The sequence below is a fragment of the Rhodoblastus sp. 17X3 genome (genome assembly GCF_030056575.1).
In the GTDB taxonomy this organism is placed as follows: domain Bacteria; phylum Pseudomonadota; class Alphaproteobacteria; order Rhizobiales; family Beijerinckiaceae; genus Rhodoblastus.
Genome location: NZ_JASHHX010000010.1, coordinates 50,531 through 65,208 on the forward strand (window position 1 = coordinate 50,531; position 14,678 = coordinate 65,208).

The 14,678-nt window shown below is 63.8% G+C and carries 15 protein-coding genes; 9 read left to right on the forward strand and 6 right to left on the reverse strand.

The features are described 5' to 3' along the window. Positions 1–17 precede the first annotated feature (17 nt). Complete coding sequence (gene dnaG, locus QM467_RS11080) at positions 18–1,916, reverse strand: DNA primase (protein WP_283366381.1); 1,899 nt, start codon at positions 1,914–1,916, stop codon at positions 18–20. 197 nt (positions 1,917–2,113) lie between these two features. Between dnaG and panB the strand changes: the two genes are divergently transcribed. From panB to QM467_RS11105, 5 genes are all read left to right on the forward strand, one after another. Then, a complete protein-coding gene (gene panB, locus QM467_RS11085) occupies positions 2,114–2,935 on the forward strand; it encodes a 3-methyl-2-oxobutanoate hydroxymethyltransferase (RefSeq protein WP_283366382.1) in 822 nt (273 codons plus the stop codon). A 216-nt stretch (positions 2,936–3,151) separates the two neighbouring features. Next, the gene (locus tag QM467_RS11090; protein WP_446737764.1) at positions 3,152–3,445 is read left to right on the forward strand and encodes a ribbon-helix-helix domain-containing protein; all 294 of its coding nucleotides are present in this window, start codon (positions 3,152–3,154) and stop codon (positions 3,443–3,445) included. Between the two features lie 105 nt (positions 3,446–3,550). Further along, positions 3,551–3,946 (forward strand): VOC family protein, encoded by a 396-nt coding sequence (locus tag QM467_RS11095; RefSeq protein ID WP_283366384.1) that lies wholly within the window; start codon positions 3,551–3,553, stop codon positions 3,944–3,946. Positions 3,947–4,058: 112 nt separating this feature from the next. Next, positions 4,059–4,607, forward strand: coding sequence for a gluconate 2-dehydrogenase subunit 3 family protein (locus tag QM467_RS11100; RefSeq protein WP_283366385.1), 549 nt, complete (start codon positions 4,059–4,061; stop codon positions 4,605–4,607). A gap of 24 nt (positions 4,608–4,631) precedes the next feature. Continuing rightward, the gene (locus QM467_RS11105) at positions 4,632–6,203 is read left to right on the forward strand and encodes a GMC family oxidoreductase (protein WP_283366386.1); all 1,572 of its coding nucleotides are present in this window, start codon (positions 4,632–4,634) and stop codon (positions 6,201–6,203) included. Between the two features lie 62 nt (positions 6,204–6,265). On the opposite strand, the gene carA is transcribed toward QM467_RS11105, so the two are convergent. Beyond that, positions 6,266–7,456, reverse strand: coding sequence for a glutamine-hydrolyzing carbamoyl-phosphate synthase small subunit (gene carA / locus QM467_RS11110; RefSeq protein ID WP_283366387.1), 1,191 nt, complete (start codon positions 7,454–7,456; stop codon positions 6,266–6,268). Positions 7,457–7,636: 180 nt separating this feature from the next. On the opposite strand from carA, the gene QM467_RS11115 reads away from it, so the two are divergent. After that, complete coding sequence (locus QM467_RS11115) at positions 7,637–8,089, forward strand: GatB/YqeY domain-containing protein (protein ID WP_283366388.1); 453 nt, start codon at positions 7,637–7,639, stop codon at positions 8,087–8,089. A 76-nt stretch (positions 8,090–8,165) separates the two neighbouring features. Beyond that, on the forward strand, positions 8,166–8,738 hold the full coding sequence (locus QM467_RS11120; RefSeq protein ID WP_283366389.1) for a retropepsin-like aspartic protease family protein: 573 nt from the start codon (positions 8,166–8,168) through the stop codon (positions 8,736–8,738). Positions 8,739–8,850: 112 nt separating this feature from the next. Here the strand turns inward: QM467_RS11120 and rpmE are convergent, their stop codons facing one another. Next, entirely contained in the window at positions 8,851–9,081 is a 231-nt protein-coding gene (gene rpmE / locus QM467_RS11125) for a 50S ribosomal protein L31 (RefSeq protein WP_283366390.1), read from the reverse strand. A gap of 247 nt (positions 9,082–9,328) precedes the next feature. On the opposite strand from rpmE, the gene QM467_RS11130 reads away from it, so the two are divergent. Beyond that, positions 9,329–11,131, forward strand: a complete 1,803-nt coding sequence (locus tag QM467_RS11130; RefSeq protein WP_283366391.1) for an ABC transporter transmembrane domain-containing protein — start codon at positions 9,329–9,331, stop codon at positions 11,129–11,131. A gap of 416 nt (positions 11,132–11,547) precedes the next feature. Further along, positions 11,548–11,898, forward strand: coding sequence for a hypothetical protein (locus QM467_RS11135; protein ID WP_283366392.1), 351 nt, complete (start codon positions 11,548–11,550; stop codon positions 11,896–11,898). A 358-nt stretch (positions 11,899–12,256) separates the two neighbouring features. Here the strand turns inward: QM467_RS11135 and QM467_RS11140 are convergent, their stop codons facing one another. Genes QM467_RS11140 through QM467_RS11150 form a run of 3 tightly spaced genes read right to left on the reverse strand, consistent with a single transcriptional unit; the run spans position 12,257 to position 14,594 of the window. Next, entirely contained in the window at positions 12,257–12,718 is a 462-nt protein-coding gene (locus tag QM467_RS11140) for a GNAT family N-acetyltransferase (RefSeq protein ID WP_283366393.1), read from the reverse strand. Then, positions 12,715–13,701, reverse strand: a complete 987-nt coding sequence (locus tag QM467_RS11145; protein WP_283366394.1) for a peptidoglycan -binding protein — start codon at positions 13,699–13,701, stop codon at positions 12,715–12,717. Before QM467_RS11145 ends, QM467_RS11140 begins: the two co-directional genes overlap by 4 nt. Beyond that, the gene (locus QM467_RS11150; RefSeq protein ID WP_283366395.1) at positions 13,701–14,594 is read right to left on the reverse strand and encodes a flagellar motor protein MotA; all 894 of its coding nucleotides are present in this window, start codon (positions 14,592–14,594) and stop codon (positions 13,701–13,703) included. Before QM467_RS11150 ends, QM467_RS11145 begins: the two co-directional genes overlap by 1 nt. Positions 14,595–14,678: the final 84 nt, after the last annotated feature.

The following is a 14,678-nucleotide window of genomic DNA, read 5'->3' on the forward strand; positions in this document are numbered from 1 at the left end:
GCGCGCGAAATATATCCTCAAACGGACTTTTCTTCCCGGCCCGAACGCGCTCCGAACCCTTCGATCGAGGCCTCGACGCCTTCCAGTGCCGACAATTGCGCCCTGATATCAGCGAGAAACGCGAGATTAGCCTCTGAAGGCTCTTGAGCAAGAACCATTTCGGCCTGCCGCAGTTCCCTATTTAGCGCCCGCTGTTTGTGATGCAAGGCCAGAGCCTGACGCAGAACCTCGTCCGCGTCATTTTCATGGGCCTCCGGCCTTACGCACCACAATGTCGAAATTGTGGCGTCGCGCGATAAAGCCTCGATTTGCGGGCCGAATCCGCGCGCGACCAGCATGTCGCGCAAATCATGCGGCGCGAGGTCCGGCTCGGCCATCCCGAGCAGGGCGTCGCGCAGCTTCTTGCCGGTCGCGCCGGCGAAATCGAGCCGCGCAATATCCTCGGCATGACGGGCGAGCAGGCCCGGATGATTGATGAGCAGCATGAGAATCAGATTTTCGCGCGGCGCGGCGGCTTCCCTCGGGGCCGAAAACAGACTCGTTTGCAACAGGGCCTGGCTGGCGGCGAGCGGCGCACGGCTCCCCGCCTCGCGGCCGAAAGAACGCCCGCGACGTGAAAAGCCGCCGTTGCTCACAGGCTGACGGGACCGGCCGAACAGATTGGCCAGCCTCTCGCGCAGATCGTCGAAATAATGGCGCCGCAGGTTTTCGTCGCGAATCTGGCTGGCCGCTTCGCGCAGGCGGCGCTCCAGCCCGGCGCGCCGCTCCGGCGTATCCAGCGCCTGGGCCTCAGCCTCGCGCAAAAAAAGCATTTCCACCAGCGGCTTGGCTGAAGCCAGCACGGCCTCCAGCGCCTCGCGCCCCCCGGCGCGGGCGAGATCGTCCGGGTCCTGGCCCTCGGGGAGCAAGGCGAAGCGCAGGCTGCGGCCCGCCGCGATCAGGGGCAGCGCGGTGTCCAAAGCGCGGAATGCCGCTTTGCGCCCGGCCTTGTCGCCATCGAAACAGAGAATCGGCTCCTCCGCCATCTTCCACAGCAACTCGCACTGGTCGGCGGTCAAAGCCGTTCCCAGCCCTGCGACGACATGGGGGCAGCCGGCGAGGCTCATGGAAATGACGTCCACATAGCCTTCGACCGCCACCACCGTGCCGCGCTCATGCGCCGCCTTGCGGGCGTTGTGCAGGTTGTAGAGGTTCGAGCCCTTGTGAAACAGCGGCGTCTCCGCCGAATTCTTGTATTTGGGCTGCACGTCCTTGGCGAGCGCGCGGCCACCGAAGGCAATCACGCGGCCCGAGCGGTCACAGATCGGAAACATCAGCCGGTCGCGGAAAAAGTCATAGGGAACCGCGATGTCCGGGCCATGGGTGAGCAGCCCGGCCTCGATCATGGTCTCGGCGGAACAGCCCTTGCCCGCGAGATAATCGCGCAGGGCGAAGCGCTCGGCGGACGCATAGCCGAGCCGGAATTTTTCGCGCGCCTCGACGTTGAGACCGCGTTCCGCCAGATAGGCGCGCGCCTTGGCCCCGGAGGCTCCGCGCAACTGGCGTTCGAAGAAGTCCGCCGCCATTTCCAGCGCTTCGAGCGTGGTGGCGCGCCTTCTTTCCGCCGCGGCGGCCTCGGGCGTGGCGACCGGCATGGCGAGGCCGGCCATGCCCGCGAGCCGCTCGACCGCTTCGGGAAAGCCGATGCCTTGGGTTTCCATCAGGAAATTGAAATGATCGCCATTCTTGCCGGCGGAAAAATCGTAATAGAAGCCCTTCTGGTCATTTACATAAAAGGAGGGCGTCTTTTCCGAATTGAAGGGCGAGAGGCCGCGAAATTCGCGTCCTTCCTTCTTGAGTTTCACGCTTTGCCCCACGACTTCCGACAAAGGAAGCCGCGCCCGGATCTCATCGAGGAAGGACGGCGGGAATTTCATGTTGTTCCGGGCATAGGAGCGCAGCCTCACAAATGGGGACGCCGCCCCCCGCGCGCAATCGACCCGGCGCAATTGTCGCCGCTATCCACAGGGCGGTCACGCAAAAGTCGCCTCGCCGCCATCTTGTGGACTCGCGAAATAGAGACAGATAGAGGGTGGCCGCCGGCAGCGCGGCCGGGGGAAACGAGAGAGTTTGCATGCGCTCCTTAGCCAGATTTGCCGAGATGAAGCGTCATGGCGAGAAAATCGCCATGCTGACCGCCTATGACGCGCCGCAGGCGCGTGCGCAGCAACAGGCGGAGATCGATGTCATCCTTGTCGGCGACAGCGTCGGCGTGAATATTCTGGGCTACGCCAGCGAGCGCGAGGTGACGCTGGCCGACATGGCGCATCATACCCGCGCGGTGCGCCGCGGCGCGCCAGACACATTCATCATCGCCGACCTGCCCTTCGCCACCTATGATTCGCCCGAACAGGCGGTCGCCAGCGCCAAATTCCTGCAGCAGGCGGGCGCGGACGCCGTGAAATTCGAGGGCGCCCATCCGGAACTGGTGCAGGTGCTGGCCACCTCCGGCATTCCGGTCTGCGGCCATCTCGGCTTCGAGCCGCAGCGCTGCGAGAAGCGCGTGCATGGCAAGACCTTCGAGGAGGCGTCACGGATTTTCGAGGACGCCAAGGCGCTCGACGAATCTGGCGTCTTCATGCTGGTGCTGGAACTGGTCCCCGCTGAGCTTGCCGCCGCGGTGTCGCGCGCGATCAAGGCGCCGACCATCGGCATCGGGGCCGGCGCGTCGACAGACGGCCAGGTTCTCGTCTTCCCGGACGTGCTGGGCTATGGCGATCGGAACTTCCGCCACAACCGCCGCTATGCCGAGGTCGGCGCCGCCATGCGCGAGGCCTCGGCCGCCTATCTGCTGGACGTGCGGGCGCGGGACTTCCCGACCATGGCCAATTGCTCATCCATGCCGTCGGAGGCGCTCGCGCAGTTCGAGGCCGAAATCCTCGAACGGCAAAGCTGAGCTCGCGGCCGGAGCCATTCTCTTTCCGGCGGCCCGAATTACCGCGCTTTGGAAAAATGGCTCCTTTCCTCCTTGATATCGTTGGACGGGTCGTCGTCTCTTGTCATGACACCGGGGGCGTCTAGTCTGGACGAGGCTGAAATAACGGCGTCACGCGGCCTTCTCGTGACGACCGGGGCGCCAGCCAAAAGGGCCGCCGCCGAAAGGGAGGAAAAGATGTGCCATTTTTTCGCCAGCCAACCTCCGGATTCTTACGCATTCGAAACGCGTTCGATCCGTCTGAACGGACAATCGACCAGTATCCGCCTGGAAAAGATGTTTTGGCGCATCCTCGAACAAATCGCCCGCGCGCAGGACATGAGCGTGCCCCGCTTCATTTCGACCTTGCATGGCGAGGTGCTTAACTTGTGGGGAGAGGTGGCGAATTTCACGTCCCATCTGCGCTGCATCTGCATTGTCGCATTGGAGAATGGGCCGGACGCGGCGCTCGATCAGCGGCGGGTCGCCTGACAAATTTCTCACGATTCGTAACATTGGAATACCACCCGCCGCATCAGCCTGCGGCTAGTCTTTCTTCAGGGCGCGCCTTGCGCGGCAGAGAAGGAAAGGCAGACGATGGCGAAGGCGATACACGCCATGATCCGCGTTCTCGACGAACAGCGGTCACTCGATTTTTATAACAAGGCCTTCGGACTGGCGGTGTCCAGCCGGCTGGATTTTCCCAGCTTCACTTTGATTTATCTGCGCAATCCTGAAGCCGATTTCGAGATCGAGCTCACGGTCAACAAGGACCGGACCGAGCCCTATACGCATGGCGAAGGCTATGGCCATGTCGCCTTCGTCGTGGACGACCTCGCCGCAGAACATGCGCGATTTCAGAGCCTCGGCCTGAACCCGCTCGACATCAAGGAATTCGCGCCGGACGGGAACCTTATCGCGCGCTTTTTCTTCATTCAGGACCCGGACGGCTACAAATACGAAGTGCTGCAGCGCCACGGCCATTACCGGTAAGCGCGTGGCATTGGGGGGCGCGGCTTCGTCGCGTCCGCCATTGACGTCGGAGAAGCCCGCGAACGGCCCGCGACGAAACAAACAAAAGAAAAATCACGAGGGAGGAAAACAAATGCTCGGACATCACGGCGCGCACGCGCCTCATTCGCCCGGTCGACGCCTGTTCCTGCGCCGGTCGTCGGAAGTGGCTTTCGCCGCCGCCGTCGCCGTCAGTTCCGGCGGCGCCCTGATCAGCGCCTCCGAAGCCTGGGGGCTGGAGGTCAAGAGTCTTCAGCCCGAGACGATGAAGACGCTGATTCTGATGTCGCGCGACATTTATCCTCATGACCGGATCGCCGACCGCTATTACGCGATTGCGGCCAAGCCCTTCGACACGAAGGCCGCCGCGGATCCGGCGCAGAAGGAAATGTTCGAGAAGGGCGTCGCCGAACTGAACGCGCTGGCGGGCCCCGGCGGCTATGTCGCGGTTCCCTGGGAGGCCGACCGCGTCGCCCTTCTCAACAAGATCTCTGGCGCGCCGATGTTCGAGGCCGTGCGCTCGACGCTGGTCGTGTCGCTTTATAATCAGCAGGAGATCTGGCCGATCTTCGGCTACGAGGGCGAGTCCTATTCCAAGGGCGGCTACATCCATCGCGGCTTCGACGACCTCGACTGGTTGTGAACGACGGGATTTTGGGAGAGGACCATGGCTGCGCAATTCAATCTCAACGACGACAATGTGGTCGTCATCATCGGCTCAGGCGCCGGCGGCGGAACGCTTGGCAATGAACTGGCCCAGAAGGGCGTGAATGTCGTCGTGCTCGAAGCGGGCGCCCGGCATACGATCGAGGATTTCGTCAATGACGAATGGGCGAGCTTCGCCCAGCTCGCCTGGACCGACGCGCGCACGACCTCGGGGACCTGGCGGGTGGCGAAGAACTTCCCCAACCTGCCGGCCTGGATCGTCAAGGCTGTGGGCGGCACGACGACCCATTGGGCGGGCGCGTCGCTGCGCTTTCAGCCGCATGAATTCAAGGCCTTGACGACTTATGGCAAGGTCGAGGGCGCCAATCTGCTGGACTGGCCGCTGACGCTCGAGGAGATGGAGCCTTATTACACCCGCGCCGAGGACAAGATGGGCGTGACCCGGACCGGCGACCGGCCCGGCTTGCCCGGCAACAATAATTTCAAGGTGTTCAAGGCTGGCGCCGACAAGCTCGGCTACAAGGAATGCAACACCGGCCATATGGCGATCAATTCGGTCGAGCGCGACAACCGCAATTCCTGCCAGCAGACCGGCTTCTGCTTCCAGGGCTGCAAATGGGGCGCGAAATGGTCCACGCTCTACACGGAGATCCCGAAGGGCGAAGCGACCGGCAAGATGGAAGTGCGCCCGGAGTCGCGGGTGCTGCGGATCGAGCATGACGACGGCGGCAAGGTCGGCGCCGTGGTTTATGTCGACAAGGACGGAAAGCAGCAGCGCCAGAAGGCGCGGGTTGTCTGCGTCGCCGGCAATTCGATCGAGAGCCCCCGGCTGCTGCTCAATTCCGCCTCGTCGAAATTCCCGGATGGTCTTGCAAATTCTTCGGGCCAGGTCGGGCGCAATTACATGCGTCACGTCACCGGCTCGGTCTATGGCGTGTTCGAAAAGCCCGTCCACATGTTCCGGGGCACGACCATGGCCGGCGTGATCCGCGACGAGGGCCGCAACGATCCATCGCGCGGCTTCGTCGGCGGCTACGAATTTGAGACCTTGTCTCTGGGCATTCCCTTCATGGCGGCCTTCCTCGATCCCGGCGCCTGGGGCCGCTCCTTCACCAGCGCCATGGACGATTATCCGAACATGGCCGGCCTGTGGATCGTCGGCGAGGACATGCCGCAGGAACGCAATCGCGTCACCCTCAGCCCGACGGTCAAGGACAAGTTCGCCCTGCCCGTCGCCGACGTGCATTTCGACGATCATCCCAATGACGTCGCCATGCGCAACCACGCCTATGGGCAAGGGAAAAAGCTCTACGAATCGGTCGGGGCGATCCGGACGTTTCCAACGCCGCCTTATCCCTCGACCCATAATCTCGGCACCAACCGGATGAGCGAGAAGCCGCGCGACGGCGTCGTCAATAAATGGGGCCAGACCCACGACATCAAGAACCTGTTTGTCTCGGATGGCAGCCAGTTCACGACCGGAGGAGCGGAAAACCCGACCCTGACCATCGTCGCGCTGGCGATAAGGCAAGCCGAATATATCGCCGCACAGATGAACGCGCGCGCGATCTGAGGCCACCGAACAAAAGACTGGGCGCCTGACCGGGCGCCCAGAGCATCACATCGCCTGAAAATTCACGCGGCGCGGCGCTTCTCCATCATCTCGACGAAACGCGCGAAGAGATAATGGCTGTCCTGCGGGCCGGGCGAGGCCTCGGGATGGTGCTGCACCGAAAAGGCCGGGCGGTCGGTCAGCGCGATGCCGCAATTGGAGCCGTCGAACAGGGACTTGTGCGTCTCGACGGCGTTGGCCGGCAAAGTCTCGGGATCGACGGCGAAGCCGTGGTTCATCGAGACGATCTCGACCTTGTGGGTGGTGAAATCCTTGACCGGATGATTGGCGCCGTGGTGGCCCTGGTTCATCTTCACCGTCTTCGCGCCGACCGCGAGCGCCATCATCTGGTGGCCGAGGCAGATGCCGAAGGTCGGGATCTTCGCCTCAAGAATCTTGCGAATCGTCGGCACGGCGTATTTGCCGGTCTCGGCCGGATCGCCGGGGCCGTTCGACAGGAAGATCCCATCGGGCTTGAGCGCGAGAATGTCCTCGGCGCTCGTCGTCGCCGGGACCACTTTGACATCGCAGCCCGCTTCCGCCAGCAGGCGCAGGATGTTGCGCTTCACGCCGAAATCGAGCGCCACCACCTTGAGGCGCGTCCCGTCCTGAGCGCCATAGCCCGAGCCGAGCCGCCAGGTCGTCTCGGTCCAGCCATAATCCTGTTGCGCCGTGACGTCGGGCACGAGGTCCATGCCGTCGATTCCCGGCCAACCCGCTGCTTCCGCCTTCAGGGCGTCGAGATCGAACTTGCCGTCCGGATCATAGGCGATCACCGCATTGGGCATGCCCTTTTCGCGGATCAGGACCGTCAGCGCGCGGGTGTCGATGCCGGCCAGCCCGATGATTCCGCGCGTCTTGAGCCAGGCGTCGAGCCCCGTCTGGGCGCGAAAATTCGACGGCCCCGTCACGGGCGCCTGGACGATCAGGCCGCGCGCGCCATGGACGCGCTCGAAATCCACCGTCTCGATGTCCTCGTCATTGGCGCCGACATTGCCGATATGGGGAAAAGTGAAGGTCACGATCTGCCCGGCGTAGGACGGATCGGTGAGAACCTCCTGATAGCCGGTCATGGCCGTGTTGAAGCAGACCTCGCCCACGGCCTTGCCGGGCGCGCCGAATCCGACGCCCTCGATCACCGTTCCGTCAGCCATGACCAGCACGGCGGTGGCGACGGGCCTGGCCCATCCTTGTTGTTTGGCTTGATCCTGCATCGCGACCACTCTAGAAATCTGCGCGAACGAACCGCCCCTCGGCGCGGCCGTCCCGGCCCGTCTGCATTTAAGAGGCTTAAGCCGCCGGCGCAAGTTTTGCGCGCGGCTTTCGCGGGACGGCCAAGAGAATCGCCAAGAGACAAGCGCCAAAGAAACGCCGCCAATCGACAGGAACAAGCCATGCTGCGCGAAAATTTCACTTCCGAACTCAAACTGGCCATGAAGGCGGGCGAAAAGCGCCGCGTCGAGACCATCCGCATGATCACCGCCGCGCTGAAGGACAAGGACATCGAGGCCCGCGGCGCCGGCAAGGAGGTGAACGAGGACGACATTCTCGCCCTCCTGCAAAAGCTGGTGAAGAGCCGCCAGGAATCGATGGAAATCTATGACAAGAACGGCCGCCCCGAACTCGCAGCGCAGGAGCGCGAGGAAATCGCGGTGATCGCCACCTTCCTGCCGCAGCAGATGAGCGATGAAGACGTCGCCGCCGCGATTCAGGCCGCCATCGCCGAGACCGGCGCCGCCTCGATCAAGGACATGGGCAAGGTGATCGCGCAATTGAAGGCGCGCTACGCTGGCAAAATGGATTTCGGCAAGGCCAGCGGCCTGGTTAAGGCGGCATTGGCGGGATAATTTTAACGGTCCTGCAGGTCTTGCCGGTTAGGCTCGATCTCGTGCGCGCCCTGCGCGAGATCGAGCAGCAAGGTCCATGTTAGCGCAAACCGTGAAAATCGTCGCCGCGCTGGTCTTCGTTGCCCTGATTTCGGTCGCGGCGCTGCAAGATCACTGGTTCGAGCGGGGCGGAAACGCCATTCGCGCCCTGCTCGCGCCGCAACGCGAGGCCATCGTCGTCCAGCCCGCCCCCGCCGCCCTCCCTGCGCCCGCCGCAAGGCCGGGCTCCAGGTCCGGCTTCGGCGTGGTCGAGCTTTCGCCGGATCGCAACGCGCAATATGCGACCGATATCGAGATCGGCGGGGCGCGCATTCACGCCCTGGTGGACACCGGCGCCAGCCATGTGATGCTGACGGCTGAAGACGCCCGCGCCGCCAATATCGACCCGCCCGCCTCGGCCTATACCGCCGCCGTGCAGACCGCCAACGGAACCGTCATGCTCGCCCCGGCGCGCCTGCGCGAACTTCGCGTGGGACAGATCAGCGTGAGCAATGTCGAGGCGCTCGTCGCAAGGCCGGGCCAAACCGGAACCAGCCTGCTCGGAATGAGCTTCCTGCGCAAGCTCACCAGCTTCCAGGTTGCCGACGGCCATTTCCTGATGAAGCAATGAAAAAGGCGGCCAGATGGCCGCCTTTTCTTCATTTGACCGCGCGAGGCGCGGTCAAAATTCCCTCGCGTCAGCTCGGCGGCGACTACGCGCCTGTTTCTCCGAGCCCCTCGGCTTACTTCTTGCCGAAGGACAGGCCGGCGAAGCGCGAGTTGAAGCGCGACAGGCGGCCGCCGCGATCGAGCAGCTGCTGCGAGCCGCCGGTCCAGGCCGGATGGGTGGAGGGATCGATGTCGAGATTCAGCGTGTCGCCCTCCTTGCCATAGGTGGAGCGGGTCAGGAACTCGGTCCCGTTGGTCATGACGACCTTGATCGTGTGGTATTCGGGATGGATATCGGACTTCATGGCTTCGACCTTGCGGCTTCCGTGACGGAAGGCCGCCTTGGAACCCCTAAAAGCGACGCCTCGCGGCGCCGGGAAAGTGGAAGGCCGCCTTCTATACCAGCCGGCGTCCAAGAGCAAGCCTTCGCGGCGTCAAAGAGCAAGCCTTCGCGGCGCCCAGGAGCGAGACTTCCTGACAAGCGCAAGACGCCTCAGGTCTTCACGAGCGGGAAGCCGTGCCTTTTCCGCCGCGACGCCTTATATAGGCGCCATGACCGACGCCCCCACGCCCAAAAGCTCGCCGCGCGATTCCCTCAAGTCCCTCGCGCCCATCCTGCCCTACGCCAGAAGACGCCTCGCCTGGGCGCTGGGCGCGCTCGCCGCCCTGACCGTCGCGTCGGCCGCGACACTGGTGATGCCGCTGGCCGTGCGCGGCATGATCGACCGGGGCTTCGCCGCAGATCACGCCGGCGTGGTCAATTCCTATTTCCTCATCCTGATCGGCGTCGTCGGCCTGCTCGCGGCTGCTTCCGCGGCGCGCTACTTTCTGGTCATGACGCTTGGCGAACGCATCGTCGCCGATCTGCGCGAGGACGTCTTCGCCCATCTGACCCGGCTCGACCCCGCCTTTTACGACACCGCCCAGACCGGCGAGCTGGTGTCGCGGCTCACCGCCGACACCACCCAGCTCAAATCCGCCTTCGGCGCATCGGCCTCGATCGCCTTGCGAAATCTGTTCATGTTCGTCGGCGCGACCGGCCTGATGATCTTCACCAGCGCCAAATTATCTGCTCTGGTGCTCATCGCCATTCCGATCATCGTCGTGCCTCTGGTGACGGCCGGACGCTCGGTGCGGGGCCGCTCGCGCGCCGCGCAGGACCGGCTCGCCGAAGCCAGCGCCTTCGCCGGGGAAAATCTCGGCGCCTTGCGCACCATGCAGGCCTTCGGCGCCGAGGCCGCCACCACAAAGCGCTTCGCCGACGCCGCCGAGGGCGCCTATGTCGCCGCCCGCGCCGCCACCAAGGCCCGCGCGCTGCTCACCGCCTTCGCGATTTTCCTCGCCTTCTCCAGCGTGGTCGGGGTGTTGTGGCTCGGCGCGCATGACGTGCTCGCCGGGCGCATGACCGGCGGCGAGCTTTCGCAATTCGTGCTTTACGCCGTGCTCGGCGCCAGTTCGCTGGGGCAATTGTCGGAAGTCTGGAGCGAAATTTCCGCCGCCGCCGGCGCCGCTGGCCGCCTCTCCGAAATTCTGGCCACGGTTCCCACCATCGCCGCGCCGGTTCATCCGCAGAAACTGCCCGAGCCCGCGCGCGGCGAGATCGCCTTCGACGAGGTCGGTTTCGCCTATCCCGCGCGGGAGGACAAGAACGTGTTCGACAATCTCTCCTTCGTCATCGCGCCGGGAGAGAAGGTCGCCATAGTCGGGCCATCCGGAGCCGGCAAATCCACCCTGTTTCAATTGCTGATGCGCTTCTACGACCCCATCTCCGGCCGTGTCTGCGTCGATGGCGTGAATGCCCGGCAACTCGATCCCGCCGATCTGCGCCGCCGCATCGCGCTGGTGCCGCAGGACCCGGTGATCTTCTCCGGCTCGGTCACGGAAAACATCGCGTACGGGACGCCAGACGCCGCGCCCGCCGATATCGAGGCGGCGGCCGAACGCGCGGCGGCGGGCGATTTCATTCGCGCCCTGCCGCAGGGCTTCGCGTCGCGGCTTGGGGAACGCGGCGTCACCCTGTCGGGCGGCCAGCGCCAGCGCCTCGCCATCGCCCGCGCCATTCTCAAGGACGCGCCGATCCTGCTGCTCGACGAGGCGACCTCGGCGCTCGACGCAGAAAACGAAATTCTGGTGCAGCAGGCGCTCGACCGGCTGATGCAGGGCCGCACCACACTCATCATCGCCCACCGCCTGGCCACGGTGCTGGCCGCCGACCGCATTCTGGTGATGGAGGGCGGCCAGATCGTCGAGCAGGGAACCCATGCAGAACTCGTCGCCGCCGACGGGCTTTACGCCCGGCTGGCGCGGCTGCAATTCGACACGGGCGCAAAGGGATTGGAAGCCGCGACGGTCTGATGCGCCAAAGCGCACGATTGGCGCCATATGGCGATGACAAGATTCGGCTCTAAGCCGAAGTTCGCTGAATGGAGCGTTGTCTTGCTGCGTCGCAAATTTTGGGGTTACGCGCAGGAAAGGCTGCCGCCAATCTTATGCGCCGAATGTCTCTCCGACCGAGAGCAATCAAGTAAAAGTGAATTAGCTGTGACTTAAGTGTTATTCGAATAATTTATATGCTTATTTCAATTTGTTGCCCGACGTTTCCAACATAATCTGGTTATCATATCGCTATGATAAGCTGCATAAAAAAAGCGATTAGCTTTGTCTATAATATGTTACATTCCAGTTTGATCGTCCAAGCGGGTCCGTTGGAAATAAACAGGCGTCAATTTTCCAGTGCCTAGGTCTCGTTGTTCAAACGGGAGGATCATCCAATGAAACACAGGTTTGGCATTCTAACGGCCGCCGCCGCGTCGGCAGCCGCGCTTGCTGTCGCCAGTTTCGCGGCGACGCAGGCAGTACAAGCGCAAAGTATGAGGACCGTCGATGGACAGACGTACTGGCGCGGCGATCCTGGGCCGATCGATCCGGGATCCTTCTGGGATGGCGGCCAAAATAAATACGATCGGCATCACTATTCCGGTAGTTATACCACGAGTCCGGGGATGTTTACTGATGTGGTCTATGCGTCCCATTCGGGAAGCGCGCGCTGCGTCTGGCGCCAGCGCGTCGTCAACTCCAATTGGGAGTTTCACCACCCGTATCTACAGGTGTGTCGTCCGTAAAGGAGCTGGCGGCCCGCTAGAATTGAGACGATCGACGGGACGAAGGCCGGCTACAAGCCGGCCTTTTCGCGTCCGACGCGCCGCGGGCTCAGATGGAAAAAAATGGGCCGCTTGAATCCGAAGGCGTTCGCATCCGCGCCTGCCGGCGTCTCTGCGATATCGACCTTTTCGGTCAATGCGATCGAAGCTCCGCTCTGCGCCGGTTTTCGCCATTGGCTTAATGGGATGTCGTGTCAACCTAACGCCACTGGAGCGCTTTCAGTCGAAGTGGGTTCAGATCCGCGCGATCAACCACCGGGCCGCGAAGCTGAAAATGCATAGCGACAAAAAACAACGGTCACGATCGAATGAAAAGGCGTTAGCGCGCCTGCTGCGGCGGTGTCCAGCGTAGCGAAAGAACCGGCAGGCCGGAGAGCGGGTTCGTTCCCGCGCCGACGAGCTCAAAGCCTTCGCCATGATAAAAGGCCAGCGCCCGGGAATTGTCGGCGTTGACATCGAGGCCGAAGCCCTCGGGGCAGGCCTGTTTTGCGTGACGGATCAGCTTCTGCGCCGCGCCCGTGCCCAGCGCGCGGGGATGGACCGCAATCTGCTCCAGCCAGCTGCGCGCCGGTTCGTAAAGCACGAAGCCGATCAGGCCCTCGCCGTCCTCGGCGACGACGATATGGGCGCCGCGCGCGGCGGAGTCCGCGAACAATGTCCCGAGCCAGGGCGCGCGGGCGGCGAAATCAATTTCTGGTCGCGCGAGGGTCCAGGTTTCGATCCACAGGGCGAGTACAGCCGGCCAGTCCTTGTCGCGATAGGGACGCAGCGAGACTGTCATCGTTCCGTGATCTTGAGTTCGATCCGTCGGTTGCGCCTCAGGGCGTCCTCGCTGTCGCCCTCGTCGATCGGCTGGAATTCACCATAGGCGCCGGCCAAAATATGTTGCGGCGAGAAGCCCTTGGTCAGCAAATATTGCACGACGGCTATGGCGCGCCCGGCGGAGAGGTCCCAGTTCGACTTGAATTGCGGCGACGAGATCGGGCGCTTGTCGGTATGGCCGTCCACCCGCAGAACCCACGGAATTTCCGGCGGAATTTCTTTCGCCACTTCGGAAAGCGCGACAAAGATCTTGTCCACCGCCGCCTTGCCTTCCGTCGTGAGGCTCGCCTGCCCGCTTTCGAACAGAACCTCGGACGGCAGCACGAAACGGTCGCCCACCACCTTGACGTCGGCCCGCTCGCCGAGAATTTCCCGCAGCCGGCCGAAGAAATCCGAACGATAGCGCGCGAGCTCCTGAACCTTTTGCGCCAAAGCAATATTGAGCCGCGAGCCGAGATCGGCGATTCGCGCCTGGTTTTCCTTGTCCTTGGCCTCTTGCGCGCCAAGCGCGTCCTGCACCGCGGCGAGCTGGCGGCGCAAGGCGGCGATCTGCTGGTTGAGCAGATCGAGCTGCGCCTGCGCGCGCGCGGAAAGCTGCTTTTCAGCGTCGAGATTTTCCGCCGCAGCGCCCGCGCCGGCTGCGAGCGCATCGCGCTCCCGGCGCGTCGATTCGAGCGTGGCGGTCAGCGCCGCCAGGTTTTGCTGCGTCTCCGCCTTGCCGCCCTTTTCCAGCGACAGGATCGCTGTCAATTCCTCGATCTGCCGGTTCAGACGCGCCAGCGCCGCGTCCTTGCCGCCGACGTCGCGCGACAGGAAATATTGCGCGAAGACGAAGACCGAGAGCAGGAAGGTGAGGACCAGCAGCAAGGTCGAGAGCGCGTCCACGAAGCCCGGCCAGTAATTCATCGCCTCGGGCCGGCGTCGGCCGCGCGAAAGAGCCATCAGCGCGGCTCCGGCTTCTCGCCCGCGAGATGGGCTTCCATCGCCGCCTGCAAGCGCGCCTGCCGATCCGCCTGGGCCTCGACCCAGTCTCGGATCATCTGCTGCTCCTGCCGCATGTGCCGCACCAGGGCCTGAACGCCGGTGGCGAGGCCTTCCAGCGCCTCGGTGGGATCCTGCTGCGCGCCCTGCGGCGCCCGCGCCGCTTCGAGATCTGCCGAGAGCCGGTCTTCCAGCTCGGTATAGAAGCGGCTTTGCGCCTGCCCGGCCTGAAGATCGAGAAAGCCGAGCACCAGCGAGCCGGAAAGGCCGAACAGCGAGGAGGTGAAGGCGAGGCTCATGCCCGCCAGCGGACGGGCGAGGCCGGATTTGAGGTCGTTGAACAGGGAGGTCGTTTCGCCGCCGCCCTGAAGCGAGGCGATGACGCCGCCGATGGAGCCGACCGTCTCCAGCAGGCCCCAGAAGGTGCCCAGCAGGCCGAGAAAGACCAGAAGTCCAGTGAGATAGCGCGAGGTTTCGCGCGATTCGTCGAGGCGCGTCGCGACCGAATCCAGCACCAGCCGCAAGATCTGCGGCGACAGGGGCGTCCTGCCGCCCTCTCCGACGATCTTCGCCATCGGCGCCAGCAAGGTGGGAAGCCTTGCGGGCGTGCCGTCGTCGCGCGCATTGACCCAGGCGATTTCACGATAGAGCCGGCCGACCTGCGCCAGCGCCAGCAGCACGCCCAGCGCCGCCGCCGCCACGATGAGGCCGTTCAGGCCGGGATTGGCCATGAAGGCGGTTTCGATCTGGCGATGCAGGATCGCGGCGACGAAGCCGACCAGAATCAGGAACACCACCATGCGCACCAGGAAAATGGTGGGCGAGGACAGGCGATAGGCGTCTTTTTCCGGCATTTCCGGCGCCCTCTTGAGGATTGACCTTAGGTTGAGCGCAAGGATGAGGTAAATTCAAGATGAATATTCACGGCCCGCCGCGAC